At 61.0% G+C, this 20,704-nt stretch carries 17 protein-coding genes; 7 read left to right on the top strand and 10 right to left on the bottom strand.

Annotation, left to right across the window (positions count from 1 at the left end):
- Positions 1–6: 6 nt before the first annotated feature.
- Genes QR290_RS13710 through dmpG form a run of 4 tightly spaced genes read left to right on the top strand, consistent with a single transcriptional unit; the run spans position 7 to position 4,576 of the window.
- Positions 7–1,758 carry a bifunctional 3-(3-hydroxy-phenyl)propionate/3-hydroxycinnamic acid hydroxylase gene (locus tag QR290_RS13710; RefSeq protein ID WP_289205197.1) on the top strand — a complete coding sequence of 584 codons (1,752 nt, stop codon included), beginning with the start codon at positions 7–9 and terminating at the stop codon, positions 1,756–1,758.
- Positions 1,755–2,546 carry a 2-keto-4-pentenoate hydratase gene (locus QR290_RS13705; RefSeq protein ID WP_289205196.1) on the top strand — a complete coding sequence of 264 codons (792 nt, stop codon included), beginning with the start codon at positions 1,755–1,757 and terminating at the stop codon, positions 2,544–2,546. Before QR290_RS13710 ends, QR290_RS13705 begins: the two co-directional genes overlap by 4 nt.
- 58 nt (positions 2,547–2,604) lie before the next feature.
- The gene (locus QR290_RS13700; protein ID WP_289205195.1) at positions 2,605–3,546 is read left to right on the top strand and encodes an acetaldehyde dehydrogenase (acetylating); all 942 of its coding nucleotides are present in this window, start codon (positions 2,605–2,607) and stop codon (positions 3,544–3,546) included.
- 10 nt (positions 3,547–3,556) lie between these two features.
- Entirely contained in the window at positions 3,557–4,576 is a 1,020-nt protein-coding gene (gene dmpG / locus QR290_RS13695) for a 4-hydroxy-2-oxovalerate aldolase (protein ID WP_115077574.1), read from the top strand.
- A gap of 124 nt (positions 4,577–4,700) precedes the next feature.
- On the opposite strand, the gene QR290_RS13690 is transcribed toward dmpG, so the two are convergent.
- The 9 genes from QR290_RS13690 to QR290_RS13650 all read right to left on the bottom strand — a co-directional run bounded on the left by QR290_RS13690 (position 4,701) and on the right by QR290_RS13650 (position 15,365).
- On the bottom strand, positions 4,701–5,726 hold the full coding sequence (locus tag QR290_RS13690; protein ID WP_115077573.1) for a GlxA family transcriptional regulator: 1,026 nt from the start codon (positions 5,724–5,726) through the stop codon (positions 4,701–4,703).
- Between the two features lie 128 nt (positions 5,727–5,854).
- Positions 5,855–7,345: an aldehyde dehydrogenase gene (locus tag QR290_RS13685; RefSeq protein ID WP_289205194.1), complete on the bottom strand. Its 1,491-nt coding sequence runs from the start codon at positions 7,343–7,345 to the stop codon at positions 5,855–5,857.
- Between the two features lies 1 nt (position 7,346).
- The gene (locus QR290_RS13680) at positions 7,347–8,249 is read right to left on the bottom strand and encodes a dihydrodipicolinate synthase family protein (protein ID WP_289205193.1); all 903 of its coding nucleotides are present in this window, start codon (positions 8,247–8,249) and stop codon (positions 7,347–7,349) included.
- 66 nt (positions 8,250–8,315) lie between these two features.
- Positions 8,316–9,644 carry an MFS transporter gene (locus tag QR290_RS13675; protein ID WP_169430062.1) on the bottom strand — a complete coding sequence of 443 codons (1,329 nt, stop codon included), beginning with the start codon at positions 9,642–9,644 and terminating at the stop codon, positions 8,316–8,318.
- A gap of 63 nt (positions 9,645–9,707) precedes the next feature.
- Complete coding sequence (locus QR290_RS13670) at positions 9,708–11,024, bottom strand: NAD(P)/FAD-dependent oxidoreductase (protein ID WP_289205192.1); 1,317 nt, start codon at positions 11,022–11,024, stop codon at positions 9,708–9,710.
- 117 nt (positions 11,025–11,141) lie between these two features.
- A complete protein-coding gene (locus QR290_RS13665; RefSeq protein ID WP_115077570.1) occupies positions 11,142–12,200 on the bottom strand; it encodes a GlxA family transcriptional regulator in 1,059 nt (352 codons plus the stop codon).
- Between the two features lie 44 nt (positions 12,201–12,244).
- Complete coding sequence (proX, locus tag QR290_RS13660) at positions 12,245–13,267, bottom strand: glycine betaine/L-proline ABC transporter substrate-binding protein ProX (protein WP_289205191.1); 1,023 nt, start codon at positions 13,265–13,267, stop codon at positions 12,245–12,247.
- A 42-nt stretch (positions 13,268–13,309) separates the two neighbouring features.
- The gene (proW, locus tag QR290_RS13655; RefSeq protein WP_007955402.1) at positions 13,310–14,263 is read right to left on the bottom strand and encodes a glycine betaine/L-proline ABC transporter permease ProW; all 954 of its coding nucleotides are present in this window, start codon (positions 14,261–14,263) and stop codon (positions 13,310–13,312) included.
- Between the two features lie 67 nt (positions 14,264–14,330).
- Positions 14,331–15,365, bottom strand: a complete 1,035-nt coding sequence (locus QR290_RS13650; protein WP_289205190.1) for a quaternary amine ABC transporter ATP-binding protein — start codon at positions 15,363–15,365, stop codon at positions 14,331–14,333.
- A gap of 366 nt (positions 15,366–15,731) precedes the next feature.
- On the opposite strand from QR290_RS13650, the gene QR290_RS13645 reads away from it, so the two are divergent.
- The 3 genes from QR290_RS13645 to QR290_RS13635 all read left to right on the top strand — a co-directional run bounded on the left by QR290_RS13645 (position 15,732) and on the right by QR290_RS13635 (position 19,493).
- Positions 15,732–16,691 carry a LysR family transcriptional regulator gene (locus QR290_RS13645; RefSeq protein WP_289205189.1) on the top strand — a complete coding sequence of 320 codons (960 nt, stop codon included), beginning with the start codon at positions 15,732–15,734 and terminating at the stop codon, positions 16,689–16,691.
- A gap of 123 nt (positions 16,692–16,814) precedes the next feature.
- The gene (locus QR290_RS13640) at positions 16,815–18,155 is read left to right on the top strand and encodes an MmgE/PrpD family protein (protein WP_289205188.1); all 1,341 of its coding nucleotides are present in this window, start codon (positions 16,815–16,817) and stop codon (positions 18,153–18,155) included.
- Between the two features lie 102 nt (positions 18,156–18,257).
- On the top strand, positions 18,258–19,493 hold the full coding sequence (locus QR290_RS13635; RefSeq protein ID WP_289205187.1) for an aromatic ring-hydroxylating oxygenase subunit alpha: 1,236 nt from the start codon (positions 18,258–18,260) through the stop codon (positions 19,491–19,493).
- 26 nt (positions 19,494–19,519) lie between these two features.
- On the opposite strand, the gene yddG is transcribed toward QR290_RS13635, so the two are convergent.
- The gene (yddG, locus tag QR290_RS13630) at positions 19,520–20,416 is read right to left on the bottom strand and encodes an aromatic amino acid DMT transporter YddG (protein WP_115077564.1); all 897 of its coding nucleotides are present in this window, start codon (positions 20,414–20,416) and stop codon (positions 19,520–19,522) included.
- Positions 20,417–20,704: the final 288 nt, after the last annotated feature.

The raw sequence follows: 20,704 nt of genomic DNA, 5'->3' as shown, positions 1-20,704 counted from the left end.
ATCGTCATGAATAACAAAAACGAGTCGGTAACGAGCGTCGATGTGATTATTTCCGGGCTTGGCCCGACGGGCGCCACGCTCGCGCATCTGCTCGGCAAGCGTGGTCTGTCGGTGCTTGTGCTGGAACGCGAGCCCCTGTTTTATGGCAACGCCCGGGCGGTCTATACGGACGACGAATGCATGCGCGTCATGCAGGCTGCCGGCGTTGCCGCCGAGCTTTCAGCCAACATGCAAGTCGATACGCCCGCTCAGTGGGTGCTGGCCAATGGCAAGATCCTCGGCCAGTACTGGCGCCTCGATCGCCCCTATGGCTGGCCGATCATCAACTTCCTTTACCAGCCCTGGCTGGAAACCACGCTGAGCGATCTGCTCGAGCGTTACCCCAATGTGCGGGTTGCCCGTGGCCGCGAGCTCACGCAGTTCACACAGGATGAACATGGGGTGACCGTGACCCATCAGGCCACCAGCACCTTTCGTTTCAGTGATGCGACGGATGCCCGTCAGGCCTGTGAAGTCGATCCCGACCCGCAAACCATCCGCGGGCGCTATCTGGTGGGGGCTGACGGCGGCCGCAGTACGGTCCGTGAGGCCTTGGGCATCGGCATGAGCGGAAAGAACTTTCCCGAACCGTGGCTGGTGGTCGACCTGGAGATGAAGGAAGGCGAGGATGCCTTGCGTCATCTGCCCTACTTCAGTTTCATCTGCGACCCGGATTGCCCGACAGTCTGCTGTCCTCAGCCCGGCCGTTTCCATCGCTTCGAATTCATGCTGATGCCCGGCCAGACTCGCGAACAGATGGAAGACCCGACAGTGGTGCGCAACCTGATCAGCCGTTACGTCGACCCGGACAAGTTCGAGGTCAAACGCAAGCTGGTCTACACCTTCAACGCGCTGGTGGCGAAGGATTGGCGCAAGGGCCGGGTATTGATTGCCGGCGATGCTGCCCACATGACGCCGCAGTTCATGGGCCAGGGCATGAGCTCCGGCGTGCGTGACGCCTACAATCTGGCCTGGAAAATCGACGCCGTGATCAAGGGGCAAGCCGGTGAGCGGCTGCTTGATACCTATGGCAGCGAACGCTTCCACCATGCCAAGGCGATGATTGATATTTCGGTGCAGATGAAAGACTTCGTCTCGATGTCCAGCCCCGTTTCCAGCCTGATGCGCAACTTGCTGGTCAAGACCGTCCTTGCGACGCCATTTCTCGGCCGCTATGTTCGCGAAGGCCGTTTCAAACCGGCCCCGACCTATGCCCCTGACAGCTATCTGGGCATGCCACGCCGCCATCGGCGCTCCCCGGAAGGCCGGATGATTCCGCAACCCGAAGTCCGCACATTCAAGGGCCAGCGCGTATTGCTCGATGACCTGCTGGGCGACGGTTTTGCCTTGATCGGTCTTGAGGTCGATCCATGCGCCCACCTGAGTCAGGCATCGCGGAAACTGCTGGATATCCAGCACACGCGTTTCGCCACCCTCTTTCCGTTCGGTACCCGTCCACAGGGCGCCGATACCGGTCGTTCCAATACCAGTGAACTGCTCGAACTGGAGGATGTGCAGGGTGAGATGGTCGCGTGGTTCAAGCGCTCGGGGTTCTCCAGCGGAGCCGTCGCCGTGGTGCGCCCGGACAAATTCACCTTCGCCATGGTCGAGGCCGCGGATCTGGATCGGGCGATCAACGAACTCAAGTTCCAGCTGCAATGGAGCCCTGGTTCTGACGTCGTCGCGGAAGAACCCCGGCTGCTGAGGAAAATCGCATGAGCCAGTTCCCTCTGAAGCCTCTGCAAGACGCCGCCGCTGCCTTGGCAAGAGCACGCGAACAACGCCAACCCTGTGCGCGGATCTCGTCCACTTTCGGTATCGATTCGTTGACCGGCGCCTATGCCGTACAGGAGATCAACACTCAATTGGCGCTGGCCCAGGGACGGCGTCTGGTCGGCCGTAAAATCGGACTGACCTCGGCTGCCGTGCAACAGCAATTGGGCGTCGATCAACCGGATTTCGGCATGCTGTTCGCTGATATGGAAATCGCCGATGGCGGTGAAATCCAGATCAGTCAGTTGATCCAGCCCAAGGCCGAAGGCGAGATTGCGTTCGTTCTGGGCCGTGATCTTCCATATGAAGATACGACCTTCGCGGAACTGCTGCGGGCGGTGGAGTACGTGGTGCCTGCGTTGGAAATCGTCGATTCGGCCATCGAAAACTGGAACATATCGCTGGTGGACACGGTGGCGGACAACGCTTCATCAGGGCTGTATGTGCTGGGTAAACAGCCGACTCCACTTGCCTCGCTGGACCTTCGGCTGGAAGGCATGCTGCTGGAAAAAAATGCCGCCACGGCCTCGATCGGAGTCGGTGCCGCATGCCTCGGCAATCCGGTGGACGCCTGCCTGTGGCTGGCTCGCACCATGGCCCGGATGGGCCGTCCCTTGCAGGCCGGCGACGTGCTGCTTTCTGGCGCCCTGGGGCCGATGACGCCGGTCGTGGCCGGGGACAGCCTGCACTTGCACCTGACCCGACTTGGCCAGATCCGTTGCCGCTTCATCTGACCTGCCCGTCCTTCTGCGCCGGGCTGTCGTGGCCCGGCCCTTCTGAGAGATTGCTCCGATGAGTCAAACCAAACTCAAGGTCGCCATCATCGGTTCCGGCAACATCGGCACCGACCTGATGATCAAGATTCTGCGCAACGCCAGACACCTGGAAATGGCGGTGATGGTCGGGATCGACCCTGCATCCGACGGTCTCGCCCGTGCCGAACGCATGGGCGTCGCGACCACCCACGAGGGCGTTGAAGGCCTGATCCGCATGGACGAGTTCAAGGACATCGACTTCGTCTTCGATGCCACCTCGGCGGGTGCCCATCTGGAGAACGAAAAGCTCCTGCGCGCGATCAAGCCGGGTATCCGCCTGATCGACCTCACTCCGGCGGCTATCGGCCCTTACTGCATTCCAGTGGTCAACCTGGAGCAAAATCTGGATCGACTCAACGTCAACATGGTCACCTGTGGTGGTCAGGCGACCATTCCAGTGGTCGCCGCCGTATCGCGTGTTGCCCGGGTTCACTACGCCGAAATCGTCGCCTCGATCGCCAGCAAATCCGCCGGCCCCGGCACCCGCGCCAACATCGACGAGTTCACGGAAACCACCTCCAGGGCCATCGAAACGGTGGGTGGGGCGTCAAAGGGCAAGGCGATCATCATCATGAACCCCGCCGAACCGCCGCTGATGATGCGTGACACGGTGTTTGTACTGTCCGAAACCGCCGATCACGCGCAGATCGAGGCTTCCGTCGAGGAGATGGTGGCGGCAGTCCAGGCCTATGTGCCGGGCTATCGCCTGAAACAGAAGGTTCAGTTCGACGTCATTGCCGAATCGGCCCCCCTGAACATTCCGGGGTTGGGACGCTTCAGCGGCCTCAAAACCTCGGTATTCCTTGAGGTCGAAGGCGCCGCCCATTACCTGCCAGCCTACGCCGGCAATCTCGATATCATGACCTCCGCTGCCTTGGCCACCGCCGAGCGCATGGCGCAGTCGATGCTCAACGCCTGAGGGGCCCGACATGACATTCACTCCCGGCAAGAAAATCTATATCTCCGACGTCACCCTGCGCGACGGCAGCCATGCCATCCGCCATCAGTACTCTCTTCAGAATGTGCAAGACATCGCGCGCGCACTGGACAAGGCCAGAGTCGATTCGATCGAAATCGCTCACGGCGACGGCCTGCAGGGTTCGAGCTTCAACTATGGTTTTGCCGCCCATACCGATCTGGAATGGATCGAAGCGGCGGCCGATGTCCTCGAGCACGCCAAAATCACCACCTTGCTGCTGCCGGGTATCGGCACGGTGCACGACCTCAAGGCCGCCTATGACGCCGGCGCAAGGGTGGTGCGCATCGCCACGCACTGTACCGAGGCCGACGTTTCGAAACAGCACATCGAATACGCTCGCGAACTGGGCATGGACACCGTCGGTTTCCTGATGATGAGCCACATGATCGCCCCTGAGCATCTGGCGGCTCAGGCCAGGCTGATGGAAAGCTATGGCGCGACCTGCGTGTACATGGCCGACTCCGGTGGCGCGATGAACATGCAGGACGTTCGCGATCGCTTCCGGGCTTTCAAAGCCGTTCTGAAACCGGAAACCGAAACCGGCATGCACGCGCACCACAACCTGTCGCTGGGCGTCGCCAACTCGATAACCGCCGTCGAGGAAGGCTGCGACCGGATCGATGCAAGTCTGGCCGGAATGGGGGCTGGTGCCGGCAACGCGCCGCTGGAGGTTTTTATTGCCGCCGCCGAACGTCTCGGCTGGAACCACGGCACCGACCTCTACACGCTGCTCGACGCCGCCGACGACATCGTCCGCCCGCTGCAGGATCGGCCGGTGCGGGTCGACCGTGAAACCCTGGCACTGGGTTATGCCGGCGTCTATTCAAGCTTCTTGCGGCATGCCGAAATTGCCGCCGCCAAATATGGCCTCAAGACCCTCGACATTCTTGTCGAGCTGGGCAAGCGGCGCATGGTTGGTGGACAGGAAGACATGATCGTCGACGTCGCGCTGGATCTGCTCAAGCGTTGAACCGTGCAACATGGCCGGCTTACCGCCCACGCAGCGGTGGGCCGGCCTCTAAGCTGTATCGGGTGGAGCTCCGGCAGCGTGTGCGCTGCGACTTCGGGCGCTCACGACAGGCGCCTTGTTCTTATCATTTGACGAGCCGTTTTTCCTTGGACGGGCGATAACCGAAATAGGCGCTATAGCACTTGCTGAAATGACTCGGCGACACGAATCCGCAGGCCACCAGCACGTCCACCTGGGACAGCTCGGTGTGTTGCAGCAGACGGCGGGCCTCGGTGATGCGCAGTTCCATGTAATAACGCTGCGGCGTGGTGCCCAGTTGTTCCTTGAACAGTCGCTCCAGTTGACGCCGGGATCGGCCGGCATACACCGCCAGTTGTTCCAGCTCCAGCGGTTCCTCCAGATTGGCGTCCATCAGCTTCACCACTTCACGCAACGGCGCGCTGACGCAGATGTTCTCGGTCGGCTTGATCCGCCGGTAACGCGATTCCTCGAACGCCAGAATGTCTTCGATGCCTTCGACCAGCGCCTTGTCGTGCAGGCCCTTGATCCAGTCCAGTGCCATGTGGAACGCGCCGGACGGACTGGACGCGGTCAAGCGGTCGCGGTCGATCACGTAGGGTTCGCTGCTGACCTGGGTCGCCTTGGAAATTTCCGCCAGCGCTGGCCGGTGCTCCGGGTGAATCGCACAGCGATAGCCTTCCAGCACCCCTGCCCGGCCCAGGAACCACGCGCCGTTCCACAACCCGGCCAGGATCACGCCGGCCTCGGCGGCCATTTTCAGCAGGTTGATGAACTCGTCGCTCGCCTTCAATTCCGTGCGGTAACCGCCGCAGATCACCAGCAGATCCAGCTCCTGCAACACGCTGGTTTCCAGACGCGAGTCCGGGCGGATCACCAGCCCCAGGTCGCTGATTACTTCACCGTCGCTCAAGCCGAAAGTGCGCGTGGAAAACAGACCGGGGCGCAGCAGATTGGCGGTGACAAGGGTGTCCAGCGCCTGGGTAAAGGCCGGCAGGGAAAAATGCTCCAGCAGCACAAACCCGGTGCGGGTCATGCGTCCCGGCCCGCTGGCGGGCTCGTTCAGGTAGCGAAGGTTCTTGCCCTTCATGCCACCGCTAAATTGGCGTCGTTCGATCAAGGTGTGGTCCATCGGTTTCATTGTTGTAGCGCCATGCTAACCGCCGGGGCGGCAAAATACTCGGGAATGAACGCAATTCGCCCCAACCGGTACGCGCGTACCGATCGGGGCGAAAAAGACCTGCGAAAAACCGCGATGAATCAGGATGCGTCGATCCAGATGGTTTTCAGCTCGGTGTACTGGTCATGGGCCCAGATCGACTTGTCACGCCCACCGAAACCCGACTCCTTATAGCCGCCGAAAGGCGTCGACGCATCGCCCTCGCCGAAGCAGTTCACGGTGACGATACCGGCGCGGATCCCCCGCGAGAGTTTCAGCGCATGGCGCAGGCTGCCGGTGTACGCCGACGCAGCCAGACCGTAAGCCGTGTCGTTGGCCAGGCTGATCGCTTCGTCGACGGAGGTGAACGTGGTCACGCTCAGCACCGGGCCGAAGATCTCTTCCTGAAACAGACGACTGTCACGGCTGACGCCATCGACTATGGTCGGCTCGACGAAGATGTTGTCGGCCGTGTTGCCCCCCGCCAGCACCGAAAGATTCTCATCCCGGGCATGGTCGAGGTACGAACGGACCTTCTCGAAATGCGCCTTGCTGATCATCGAGCCCAGACGGTTTTCCGGGTCCAGCGGATCGCCCATTTTCCAGTCGGCCAGATGCACCTGCACGCGCTGGAGCAGTTGCTCCTTGATGTCCGAATGCACGATCAGCCGCGACGAGGCCGAGCAGTTTTCGCCCATGTTCCAGAACGCGCCGTTGACCACGTGCTGGGCAACCAGATCGACGTCTTCGACATCGTTCATCACCACCGCAGGGTTCTTGCCACCGCACTCCAGCACGATGCGTTTCAAGTTGGATTCGCTGGAGTACTTGAGGAACAACCGCCCGGTATCGGTCGAGCCGGTGAAGCTGACCATGGCGACGTCCGGGTGACGGCCCAGCGGTTCGCCCGCCTCCTTGCCGCCGCCGGGCACCACGTTGAACACACCGGCGGGAATCCCTGCCTGATGCGCCAGCTCGGCTACGCGCAGGGTGCTCAAGGTAGTTTCCTTGGCCGGTTTGACCACAATCGAGCAACCAGCGGCCAACGACGGACCGATCTTCCACGCGAGCATCAGCAGCGGGAAGTTCCACGGCAACACCAGGCCGACCACGCCGATCGGCTCGCGCACGACCATGGTCACCGCGCCGTTACCGGTCGGTGCGGTCGAGTCGTAGATCTTGTCGATCAGCTCGGCGTGCCAGCGCAGGGTATGAATCGTCTCGGGCACGTCGATGTTCTGGCATTCGCGGATCGGTTTGCCGCTGTCGAGGCTTTCCAGCACCGCCAGTTCATGGGAGTGGTCGTCCAGCAATTGGGCGAACCGCAGCAACACCGATTTGCGTGCCGACGGCGCCAGCCCCTGCCAGCGTCCGTCTTCGAACGCAGCCTTGGCGGCGGCGACAGCGACGTCCACGTCCTGGGCACCGCAGGCGGTAATCTCGGTCAACACCGCTTCAGTCGCCGGGTTGGTCGTGGTGAACGTCTTGCCGGACAGCGCGCTGCAAAACTCGCCGTTGATGAACGCCTGATTGCGAAACTCGAGCTTTGCCGCCAGTTCGCGGTATTGCGCTTGACTCAGAAGATCGGCCATTTCAAACCTCCGCGACGATGCGCGCCACATTCTGTTTGAGGGTTTTGATCACGCTTTCCAGCACTTCCTTCTCGGACGCTTCCAGCGGCTGCATCGGCTTGCGCACGCCGCCGGCCCGCAGGCCGACCAGTTCGCTGCCGTGCTTGATCGACTGAACGAACTTGCCGCTCTCCAGCCCGTCCATCAGCGGCAACAGCGCCGACATGATCCGCCGGCCCTTGTCGAAGTTCTTCTCCAGAACGCAGGCTTCGTAGAGCGCAATGTGCTCGGCCGGAATGAAGTTCGAACCGGCGCAGACCCAGCTGCGCGCGCCCCAGGCGAAAAACTCCAGGGCCATGTCGTCCCAGCCGCAGGACAGCTGGATCGAAGGGTGCGAATGCGCCAGGCGATGCAACTGGGCGGTGTCGCCGGAGCTTTCCTTGATCGCGACGATGTTCTTGCAGCCGGCAATCGCCTCGAAGAACTCAGGCCCCATCGCTACACCCATCCGCGCCGGGTAGTTGTAGAGCATGATCGGCAGGCCAGCAGCCTTGTCCACGGCCAGCACGTGGGCGGCGATTTCCTTTTGTGTTGGCAAGGCATAAGGCGGCGAGCCCACCAGAATCGCGTCGGCCTCGATCGATTTGGCGTGCTCGGCGAAGGCCACCGCATCTTCGGTGCGAATCCCGCCCGTGCCGATCACCAGCGGAATGCGGCCGTTGATCACTTCCTTGGCGCGCTCGGCCACTTTCAGCCGCTCGGCGGTGGTGTGGGCGTAGTACTCGCCGGTCGAACCACCGATGACGATGCCGTGAACCCGCGACTCGATCAGATACTCGAGCACTTCGGCGAAGGCCGAATAATCGATCTGGCCATCGGCGGACAAAGGCGTAATGGCAGGGGTAAAGATGCCGTCAAAGTTCATAGGTTTTTCTCCAGTGGTTGCAGTGTTCAATGCGTTGGCCCGACGCCGCTATGGCTCGGGCAAGGTTCAATTCAGCGAGGCAGCCTGTTGCAGGTTGAGCGAGCGGGTTTCCGGTGCGAGCACCCACGACAGCACCAGGCCGACCAACGTGACGGCCGCCGCGATGTACATGGTCTGGGCAATGCCCAGCGTGCTCAGGGAAACGGGCACCAGATAAGTCCCCGCCGCCGCGCCGATGCGCGACAGTGACGTGCCGACGCCGACCGCGAAGGCGCGGATTTCCGTGGGGAACAGTTCATTGGGGTACACCAGCGTCAGCACCTGGGCGCCACCGATGAACAAGGCGTAAACGGCAAAGAACGCGAGCACCAGCGCATTGGGCCCGGCGTGTCCGACGGCCAGCCCGAGCAGCGCAAGGCCGGAGCAGAGAAAGCTGTAGATCAGCAGATTGCGTCGGCCGACGCGGTTGATGATCCGGGTCGAAATCACGCAGCCGATGACAAAGAACAAAGTAATCGCCACCGACCCCAGGGATGACCAGTCGCCCTGCAGATTCAGCGCGGCCAGCACCTTCGGCGCAAAGGCATACACGGCGAACAGCGGCACCACCGAGCAAGTCCAGAACACCACGACAAACAGCATGCGTTTGCCATAACCGGAGTGCAGCAGGTTGAAGATCGTCAGCTTCTCGCCCACCCGGTGTTCGGGAAGATTGGCCAGGGAGAAGTCGTTACCGTAGACCTGTTTGATGATCGCTTCGGCTTCGGCGGCGCGGCCCTTGCTCAGCAGCCAGCGTGGCGACTCGGGGGTGCCGATGCGCACCAGAAACAGCATGGCGCCGATGATCGCCGCGCTGGCCAGCACCAGCCGCCAGGCATCGGAGCCCCACAGCTTGAACATCAGCTCGCCCACGACATACGCCGTTGCAGCCCCGGCGAACCACATGATTGTCAGCGTTGCCAGACGCGGGCCGCGATATTTGCGCGGCATGAACTCGACCAGCAGCGAAGTCGCCACCGGGTACTCGATACCGACCGCCACTCCCAGCAGCAGCCGCAGAAAAAACAACGCCACCGCCGAGTCGACCCACAGTTGCGCCAGCGAGGCCACGATAAACAGGGTCGGCCCGACAAACAGCAGACGCTTGCGCCCCAATACATCAGTCAGCCAGCCGCCAAGAAAACCGCCAAAGAAAATGCCGATCAGCGCCGAGGCGGCAATCATGCCTTCCCAGAAATCGTCCAGCGCCAGAGACCTGGACATGTGCACCAGCGCCACACCGATGATGCTCAGAACATACCCGTCGACAAAGGAGCCACCGGCCGAACGGATCGTCAGCAGACGATGAAAACCATTGAGCGGTACATCCTCGATTGATACAGCAACGTTGTTCATTTCTTGTCCTTGTATTCAGTGCATCGCTACTTCAGTTCATCACGCAGGTCGGGCGATGAGCGTTCAACTTTCGCGGCCGGCGCGGTATTGCCCCCACTTCAGGTTCATGTTCACGCCCAGCGACAGAAACGGTTCGGGCGGATTGCCCGTCGGCCCCGGGGCCTGCAACAGGAAATCGATCAAGCCGTCGCGCTGCCCCGCCAGCCAGTCGGCCAACAACTTGCCGGTGACCGTGCCACGGGTGACACCCAAGCCATTGCAGCCGAGCGCGCCGTACACGTTCGGCGCCAGTTCGCCGAAGAAGCCGTTGTGGTTCCTCGACATGGCCAGCGCCCCGCCCCAGGTGTATTCAAACTCCACACCCGGCAACATCGGGAAGCGCTGATCGAACGACGCGCGGTGCCGACGCACGAAGCGTTCGTTGTATTTGCTGTTGCTGCGGCCATCGGGGTTGAAGCTGAAACTGTTGCGGATCAGCAAACGGTTGTCGGGCGTGCGCCGCACCGTGGTGCCGAACGGGTCGGCCGGGATCGCGCCCCAGTACGGTTTGCCGCCCAGACGCGACTGCTCCTCGTCGGTCAGCGGGCGGGTGATGCTGGCGTAGGTGTAGATCGGCAACATGCGGCCCTGCAGAAAACCGAAGCGCATGCCGAACGAGTTGTTGGCCAGGATCAGTTTGTCGGCGGTGATGCTGCCGTGAGCGTGCTTGAGCAAAGTCTTGGCGCCGTATTCCACTTCCAGAATCGGCGTGCGTTCGTACAGGGTGACGTTCGCCGGCAAACTGTCCGCCAGGCCCTTCACCAGCGCCGACGGCTGAACCAGCACCGCGCCGGGGGTGAACAACGCCTTGCGGTAGAAACGGGTGCCCAGATGCTCGGGCAATTCTTCGGCCTCGATCATCTGGTACGGCTGACCGAGCTTGTCGAGACCCCGGCGATAAGCCTCCAGCACCGCGATGCCGCGTTCTTCCACGGCGGCCTGATACTTGCCGCAGGCTTTCATCTGGCAATCGATACCGAACTGATCGACCAGATTGCGCAAGATCGACTGGCCTTCCAGGTTCAGCTTCAGACTGATCCTGGCCAGGTCGATATCGCCGATATAGTCCTCGGCCCCGATGTCGTGGGGCAGATCGATTGCGAAACCGGCATTGCGACCGGACGGCCCCAACCCCACTTCCTGCGCTTCGATCAGCACCACTTCATCGTCGGGGAAGTTCAGCGCGAGCTGGCGGGCCGCCGCCAGACCGGTGAAGCCGGCCCCCACGACCACCCAACGCGCCGAGCTGTGGCCGCGATGGCCGGGCTCGGGGCTGCGTGGCCGGCTCAGGTGGAACCAGCCACAGCTGTCATCATCGGCGGGCAGCGAACTGACTTTCATAGTGTTGAACCGTTTATTGTTGAAATGACAAATCGAACCCGACACGAAGCGAACGCGCGGAATCGCGTTGAATGAAAACAGCCATCAAAGTTGCGTTACTTGAATCTTTTCAATCGTTCAGAAGTTGGCGGCGAGCGCATATCGCCCGGTACCGGAGTCGTTCGCGTAGTAGTAATCCCGGAAGGTCATGGGCGGCAGTCCGAACAGATCCTTGAAGCGTTTGTAGAAGTGCGGATAACTGACAAACCCGGTTGCCAACGCCACGTCCGTCAATGAACGGTCGCTTTGCACGATCAACTGGCGGGCCCGGGTCAGACGCAATTCCAGGTAATAGCGGTTGGGAGCGGCATTCAGATACCGCGCGAAACGTCGCTCCAGCTGGCGGCGGGAAACACCGACATGGCTGGCGATCTCGTCAATTTCCAAGGGCTCTTCGATGTGTTTTTCCATCAACGAAAGCGCCATGTTCAACGGCTTGGGAATGGCCGCCGGCCGGACATCGTCGGTACGCAGCGTTTCCTGGGTTTTCGGCTGATGTACCCGTTTGATCTCACCGACCAATGAAGCATCGCTGCGCGAACCCAGTTCCTGCATCAGCGCCAGGGTCATGTCCAGCGCCGAGCAGGCATTCGCGCACGTCGCACGGCGCTGGCCAAAAGCGAAGTCCCGAGTGCATGCCTTCAAATGCGGGAAATACTCGCCGATCAATGCACGACTATCGCCATGGCAGGCGAACTCCTGCCCCTCCAGCAATCCCGCATCCGCCAGATAGAACGCAGCGTTCCAGCAACCCGCCACCACGCCTTTGGCAGTAGCGACGCGTTTCAGTACCCGACGCAACATCGGACTCGACGACAGCCGGACCCGCTGACCACCCACGACGATCACCGCATCCTGATGAAAGCCTTCCACCGCCAGCCGTTGCGAGGCGATCGGCACGCCGACATCACTGTCGACCAGGCCGCCTTGCAGCGAATAAGTCGAAATCCTGTAAACCGTGTCGCCATTGATCAGGTTACCGGTGGCCAGCGCGTCCATGGCTGTCGAAAGGGTCGTCAGCGAGAAGTGATCGAGCAGAATGAACGCCACCCGCACGATGCGTTCATGCCCGACCAGATTCGTGGTCTGGCGAAACCCGATGTTCTGCAGTTTCAATGTGCTTTGGAAAGTGTCCATGCTGCGCCACCCGATAACCGTCACTTGGAACAAGAACTACCCGTTTACTTGGCCGCCGCCCGCGCATCGCTCAGCCAGCCGTCGTAACTTTGCTGGTGGGCCTTGATCCACTCGGCAGCGTGGCGCTTGATGTCGGCCAGGGACTTCTCGCCCTGCTGCATCTTCAGGTTCTGCGCACTTTCGTCGGCGGTGCTGATGCTGACTTCGGAGAGGAACTTGCGGGCCACCGGATTCTTCTCGGCGAACTCCTTGTTCATGACAACGTTGACCATGTCAACCGGGAAGCCAAGGTTCTTGCCTTCGTAGAAGGTGTCCTTGCTTTCCTTGCCGTCAGGCAGGTCGGTGTACGGCACCGGCAGCCAGACCACGTCGCGCCCTTCGACCAGCACGCTGGAAATCCACTGCGGCACCCAGGTGAAGAACAGCACGGGTTTGCCTTGCTGATAGCGGGCGATGGTGTCGGCCATCAACGCGAAGTACGAGCCGCGGTTGTCGACGACGGTCGGCTCCAGGCCGTAAGCCTTCATGTGGTGCTCGACCATCACTTCGCAGCCCCAGCCCGGGTTGCAACCGGTCAGATCGGCCTTGCCGTCGCCGTTGCTGTCGAACAGCTTGGCGATCTCCGGCTTCTTCAAATCCGACAGATCCTTGATGTGATAGGCGTCTGCGGTTTTCTTGTCGATCAGGTAACCCTGCAGCACGCCTTTCATGATCTGCCCGACCTTGACCATCACGTCATCGCCGCCGGCCTTTTCATAAAAGGCTTCGTGCAAGTGCTCCCACTCATGCACGGTGAAATCCGCGTCGCCGTAGGACAGCGCCAGGAACATCGCCGGGTAGTCGGTCTCCTTCGGCTGTTTGACGTCGTAGCCCAGTTCCTTGAGCCCGGCGATCACCACTTCGCCGCGAAAGCGCTCTTCAGCGATGGTCGGGAAAATCGGCGTGATCGACACACCGGCGCCCGGTTTGCTGGCGTCAGCCGCGAACGCTGCCGAGCACAGGATCGTGCCCATGATTGAAGCAACCACACCCGCCATGACGCTTTTCTTGAGATTTGCCAGTTTCATGTTTCACCACGCTTTGGAGTTTTGATCGGTGAGCAGAAAGGTTCAGTTAATGACCGCACGAGCAACGTTCTTCTTTTTCTTCAACTTCATGACCAGGCCGACCGGCCCGCTCTCATACCAGCGCTGCCCGGTGGCCAGATCGCTGCTGCGTTCACCCATGGCCTGGGTCAGGCGATCGAGGAACACCGCCAGCAACACCAGCCCTGCTCCGCCGACACTGGCCAGGCCCATGTCGAGGCGACCGATGCCGCTGAGCACCATCAGCCCCAGCCCGCCGACCGAAATCATCGAGGCGACCACCACCATCGACAGCGACAGCATCAGCGTCTGGTTCAAGCCGGCCATCATGGTCGGCGCGGCCAGCGGCAATTGAACCTTCATCAGCATCTGCATCGGTGTGCAGCCAAAGGCCCGCGCCGCCTCGACCTTGTCCGCCGGCACCTGACGGATGCCGAGGTTGGTCAGGCGCACCAGCGGCGCGACGGAAAAGATGATCGTGACGATCACACCGGGCACATTGCCGATGCCGAACAGCATCACCACCGGCACCAGGTAGACGAACGCCGGCAGGGTCTGCATGGCATCGAGCACCGGGCGGATGACCATTTCCGTGCGGTCGCTGCGGGCGCAGAGAATGCCCAGCGGAATCCCGATCACCGCGCAGAACAACAGCGAGGTCAGCACCAGTGCCAGGGTGACCATCGCGTCGTTCCATACGCCGATCAGTCCGAGCCCGGTCAGAGTCGCCACGCTGAAGATCGCGATGCGTTTGCCGCCAATCTGCCAGCTGATCAACCCGGCGATGATGATGAACACCGTCGGCGGCAACGAAAGCAGCCCCCACTGGACGCCGTCGAGCACCTGATCGACCGGCCAGCGAATCGAGCGGAAGACATCCCGGAAGTTATGCACCAGGTATTTAAGGGCGGTTTCAACCCACGATCCCAGCGGAATATTCAAACTCTGGAAGGGATCCAGAAAGTTAAAGTCGGACATGACGCTACCTCGCACTTGCGTACTGCGTGATCATTCTTGTTAAACAGGAACTCTGTTAAATGGACGCTCAGCTATTACCCAGGCAACTTAATAGGTGCCCCTGTGAGATCGAGCCTTTATAAAGTCCAACTTCATCCACTACCGGCATCGGTGTTGAAGATGCCGCAACTAGATGAAAGATCTCGCGCAAGGAAGCGTCAGCCTTTATCGGAGTTTGACGACCCGGCTCATAAACAATGCCCGAATCGGCTTGTGCGATATCGCCGGCGCGCAATATGCGGCTGGTGTCGAAACCGTTGAAGAAGTCCCGCACATATTTGTTCACCGGGTTGCACAGCAGCTCACGCGGCGTGCCGATCTGCACCACGCGCCCGCCCTCCATGATCGCAATGCGGTGACCGATGCGGACGGCTTCTTCAATGTCGTGGGAGATGAAAATGATGGTGCGATCCTGCTCGGCCTGAAGCTTGATCAGCTCGCCCTGCATTTCGCTGCGGATCATCGGATCGAGCGCGGAGAACGCTTCATCCATCAGCAGGATGGCTGGATCGTTGGCCAGGGCGCGGGCCAGGCCGACCCGTTGCTGCATGCCGCCGGAGAGCTGATGAGGGAAGCACATTTCCTGCCCGGAAAGCCCGACTTGCTCAAGGGCGCCCATGGCCCGGCAGTAGCGTTCCTTTTCGCTGACACCACTGATTTCCAGGCCGAAGCTGACGTTGTCGATGACGCTCATGTGCGGCATCAGGGCAAACGACTGGAACACCATGCCCATGTCTTTGCGGCGCACCTGCAACAGGTCCTTGTCGCCCAGGCCGGTGATTTCCCGGCCATTGAGAAAGATGCTGCCGGAGGTCGGTTCGATCAGGCGATTGAACAGTCGGACCATGGTCGATTTGCCGGAACCAGACAAACCCATGATGACAAAGATCTCGCCGCGCTTGACCGAGAAGTTGGCATCGAATACACCGATGGCCTGGCCGGTCTTTTTGAAAACTTCCGCTTTCGATGCGCCTTCTTCGATCAACTTCATGGCCAGTGCTGGCTGAGTACCGAAGACTTTATAAACATTCTTTACGCAAATTATTTCGTCGGAGCGAGTCATACCTTGCCTCCATCGCGTAGTGCATATTCGGGTTCAAACAATATGCAATCGAGCGAAACTGGTTTAGAGCGGCAGCGGTAATAGTTATATGTCGTCACGACGGGTTTCCTTTTATTATTTTTGGGACCCCAGGAACGAGGGACGTTTCAAATTTATTAGCATCCCCCTGCTTAATCCAACGACATTTACAGGGACATGTTGATAACGTCGGGTTATGGATCGCGCCAGCGCCGACGTAACGAGACAGACATCGCTCATCCGCGACCGGGACTATCCTTGCAGCGACGCTGGCGTATCCCTGACCGCAGGCTTCCGTTACCCTCGTCGCGCTTCGCCCGCAAGCCGCAACATCAGGAGGCCGTACGAATGACCAAGCATGTCGACCCCGACACTATCTTGCTGAAGATGCCGTCCTTGAGGGCCGTAAAGGCATTTGTCGCGGCCGCGAAGTACCAGAGTTTCACCCGCGCCGCCGAAGCATTGTGCGTTTCCCAGGCCGCGATCAGCCGGCAGATCCGCGAACTGGAAAGCTACCTGGGCGCGCAGTTGTTCACCCGCGTCGGACGCGCCGTCGAGCTCACCTCGGCGGGTGCGCTGTTTTTCGATGCCGCGCAGCTGTCATTCGTCAACATCGCCCAGGCCGCCGAGCGCATCCGCAGCAGTCAGTCGGTCAAGAAGGTGCTGACCATCTGCTGCTCCCCGGCGTTCTCTGCGCTGTGGCTGTCGAATCATCTGCCCGAGTTCTTCGCCCAGAGCGAAGGCATCGAGCTGAACCTGATCACCACCCAGAACTTCCTGACCATGGAACCGGGCGTGCAGCCCGACGTGTTCATCACCAAGATTTCGCGCATCCGCGAAGGCTATCGCAGCTACCCGTTGTGCCATGACCTGATCTACCCGGTGTGCACGCCGCAGTATCTGGAGCAGCATCCGGAGATTTCAACCATCGAGGGTGTGCGCGATTCGGCCCTGCTCAACCTCAGCCCCTACGGGCGCTCGCAAGTCGCCGAGCATGTTGACTGGGGCGTGTGGCTGGCGTTTCAGGCCATCGATATCGATGACCGCCCGGCAACCAGTCCGCAGATTTTCAATGCCAACGACTACAACCTGCTGATCAGCATGGTGCTCACCCATCAAGGCATCGCGCTGGGCTGGAATCATCTGGTCGCACCGCTGGTGCAACAGGGCTTGCTGGTGCGCCCGATCGAACAGGAAGTCCAGTTGCGCAACAGCTGGCACTACCTGGCCTGCCGGGAAAATGCGGACAACGAAGACTCCTTGCGCCGGTTTCGTGAGTGGATCCTGTCGAAGTTTCCCCGTCGTTAGCCATCGATTTGGTTATCAATTGCCCGACGAAAATGTCGTTGGAGCCGCACAACCTTCCTGACTCATTGTGGAGCGGCGCCGGCCGGGATCTGGCCGGCTCCCCTCACAGGAAGGAATTGTTGAATGTCACTCTACGAATTCTGCCGCGACTTTGATTTCCTCCAGGCCCCGGCCAAGACCCGGGAGATCCTGCAAAACAGCCTGCTGGATATCGTCGGCGTCATGGCCGGTGCCGCGTCCAATGACACCAGTGTGGCGCTACGCCGTTTCGCCATTTCCCATTACCCCGCCGGCGAGTACGGCAGCCGTCTGTTGTTCGACGGTCAGCGTGTGAACCTGCTGGGCGCAGGTTGGGCCGGCGGTTTTTCCGCCGACAGCCTCGATGCCCACGAAGGTCATTTCCGATCCAAGGGCCACGCCGGCGCGACCGTGGTGCCGGCCCTGCTCGCCCTCGCTGATGCCATGCATCACCAAGGCAAAAACGTCAGCGGGCATGAGCTGTTGACTGCGTTGTGCATCGGCTATGAAACCGGACTGCGCGCCGGAACGGCGCTGATGGCGACCTCCCCGACCTACCACGCATCCGGCGGCTTTTCGGCGATTGGCGTGGTCTGCGCCGGCGCCCGTTTGCTGGGTTTTGACGAGCCGACCTTTCGCCACGCCCTGGGCATCGCCGAGTACTTCAGCGCCCGTTGCCCGATGATGCGCCTGATCGCGTTTCCGACCATGTTGCGCGACGCCCACGGCAGCGGCGCTTTTGTCGGGTTGAATGCGCTGTTGATGGCCAAGGAAGGCGTGACCGGCGCGCCGGCGGAAACCGTCGAGGATGCTTCGGTCGCCGAGCACTGGCTCGACCTTGGACAGCGTTGGGAAATCGACAGCCAGTATTTCAAACCCTGGCCGGTGTGCCGCTGGGCGCAACCGGCGCTGACCGCGATGCTGCAACTGCAACAGGATCATCCTGCGCTCAACGCCGAGGTGATCGAGACCATCCGCGTCGAGACCTTCTACGAATCGATGTGCCTGCAAGGTCACACCCCGGCGGATGCCGATCAGGCGCAATACGCCCTGGCGTTTCCGCTGGCGGCGCTGATCGTCAGGGGCAAACTCGGGCCGGACGAAGTCACCGGCGAATCGATCCACGCCGCCGACATTCGCGCCTTGAGCGCACGCATCGAGATCGTCGAGGCGGCCGATATTTCCGCGCGATTCCCCAATGAAATTCTCTCGCGCGTCACCGTCACCCTGAAAAACGGCAACGTGCTCGTCAGCCCGATCACCGCCGCACGCGGCGATCCCGAAACGGCCCTGAGCCGCGAAGAACTGGAGCAGAAATTCGACCTGTTCGCCTCAAGCCTCGGCCATGAACGCAGCCTCGCGGTGAAACGGGCGATTCGCAATCTGGACCAGTCTGCGTCGGCCATCGCCACGCTTGAGCCGATCTTCGGACGCCCTCACCCATAACCGCAACGCATCGATTGCCCGCAGGAAATGTCGTTTGTGACGGCTTTCCCGGCACAGATAGGCTGGACCTGTTCCGGCCCTACGCGCATGACGAGGATAACAATGAACAATAAAGACACCGTGTTTGACCTGATCGCCCAACGCAAACCCTGGCATTCGCTGCCGGGCGCCCTCTACAAGGATGAAAACGTCTACCGCCAGGACCTCGAACAGATCTGGCACAAGGACTGGATTTTCGCCGGGCACACCTTCGAAATTTCCAAACCCGGCCAGTACTTCACCCTGCAGATCGGCGATTACCCGGTCGCCGTGGTGCGCGGCAAGGATGGCGAAGTCCGGGCGTTTCATAACGCCTGCCGCCATCGCGGCGCCAAGATCTGCGAACACGAGCACGGCAAGGTCGCGAAGATGGTCTGCCCCTATCACAAATGGACCTACGAGCTGGACGGCAACCTGCTGTTCGCCGGCAACATGGGCCAGGATTTCGACAAGACCCAATACAACCTCAAGTCCGTGCATTGCGAGATCGTGCACAGCTACATCTATGTCTGCGTTGCCGCCAAGGCGCCGGACTTCGAAGGCTTTCGCAAAGCCGTCAGCCCGTTCATTGCCCCGCATTATCTGGACAACTGCAAAGTGGCGTTCGAGTCGACCATCATCGAGAACGGTAACTGGAAACTGGTGTTCGAAAACAACCGCGAGTGCTACCACTGCGACGGTTCCCACCCGGAGCTGCTGAAATCCTTCGTCGACAACCTGTCGGTAGGCGGACTCAGCGGCGAAGACGACCCACAGTTGTCGGCCTACTGGAACACTTGCGAGAAGGCCGGTCTGCCAAGTCGCCTGGTGATGGACATCAACGGCCAGTACCGCATGACCCGCATTCCGCTGTCGTCAGGGGCCGTCAGCTACACCATGGACGGCAAGCCTGCGGTGAACGGGCGTCTGGACAAAACCGCCGAACCGGACATCGGCGCCCTGCTCTACTTCCATTACCCGTCCACCTGGAACCACTTCCTCGGCGACCATGCGCTGAGCTTCCGCGTATTGCCGATCAGCGCCACGCAAACCATGGTCACCACCAAATGGCTGGTGCCCGACACGGCGGTGGAAGGCGTGGACTACGACCTCGAACGCCTGACCAAAGTCTGGGTCGCCACCAACGATCAGGACCGCACACTGGTCGAAGGCACCCAGCGCGGCGTGACGTCCCCGTCCTATGAGCCGGGGCCGTACTCGGAAACGGCGGAAACCGGCGTCTGCCAGTTCGACGACTGGTACTGCGCGACAATGATGGACCGGCTCAAGGGACCGATTCCGTTGAAGTCGGTGGGCTGACCGCCCTGCGCGGCAACGCCGGTTTTTCAGGAAAACTGACGTTGCCGCGTCGCGTACCAGCAAAGCAGCGAACCTACGGTCACCAGCACCGCGCCCTGCCAGAACTGCATCTGCAGACTGACACCCAGCCACAGCGCGGCGAACGCCGACGACAAAACCGGCGCGCCGTAGGACGCGGTCGCCAGCAAGGTCAGATTGCCGCGCAGGATGCCGATGTTCCACAGCGCATAACCGCCGGCCATGGCGATGCCGGTGGCGATCAGTTCGAGGGAGTTGCCCAGGGTGAAGGCGGAAATCCGTTCACTGCTGAAGCTCCACTTCACCCACAGCACAATGGCCGTCAGCACGAAAAACAGCACCACCAGACTCTGCCCGTTGGCATAGCGGCGCGTGACGTTGCAATACAGCGCAAACGTGATCGCACAGGCCAGCGCCAGGCTGTAACTCAGTGGATTGGAATTGACGTTGGCGATAATCCCCGGCAGCGAGAGGCCCTGACCACTGACCACCCAGAGAATGCCAAACAGCGCGAGCGCACTGCCGGGAACGATGAACCAGCGGGTTTTCTGGCCGTTCATGAAAATCGCCAGCACCACGGTCAGGCACGGCCACAGGTAATTGACCACGCCCAGTTCGATCGCCTGTTGCCGGTCACTGGCAAACCCCAGCGCCAAAGCCAGACACACCTCATAGGCAACGAACAACCCGCTGCCGAGCAGGAGATAAAGTGTTGACGTGGAACGAAGACGCGGTCGCCCGAGAAACATCGCCAGCAGGATCGCCCCCAGGGTGTAAATCATCGCCGCCCCGCCCAGAGGGCCGAAATGTTCACTGACGCCCCTGATCAACCCGGCGGCGGTGCTCCACAACACAATCGCCAACAGCCCGCACGCCGTGGCGGCACGCTCGCCTCTTATCTGCATCATTGCCTCTGGATCAAAATCGCGATTCGACCGCACAGGCTAACGAGGGAAACCGGATCGATACAGCGACTTTTCATTCGGGCAATGAATGCGCTGGGGTTATCGATCCTGCCTGCGTCCCAACGTCGCAGGCCCGGCACCTTGGCAAACGCTACACAAGGCTTAAAATCGCGCCTCCTCTTGCAGTCGCCCGAACGGCGCCTGCCCGCAGCCATGACAACCCTCAGGTTTGAACAGCCGGCGACTTTCACGAAGTCAGCCTGGCTCAATCGTCCTGCCCGTTCGGCG

This window comes from Pseudomonas fluorescens (assembly GCF_030344995.1).
Lineage (GTDB): Bacteria > Pseudomonadota > Gammaproteobacteria > Pseudomonadales > Pseudomonadaceae > Aquipseudomonas > Aquipseudomonas fluorescens_BF.
The sequence above is the reverse complement of the archived record's forward strand: the minus strand, read 5'-3'. Positions and strand labels throughout refer to the sequence as shown.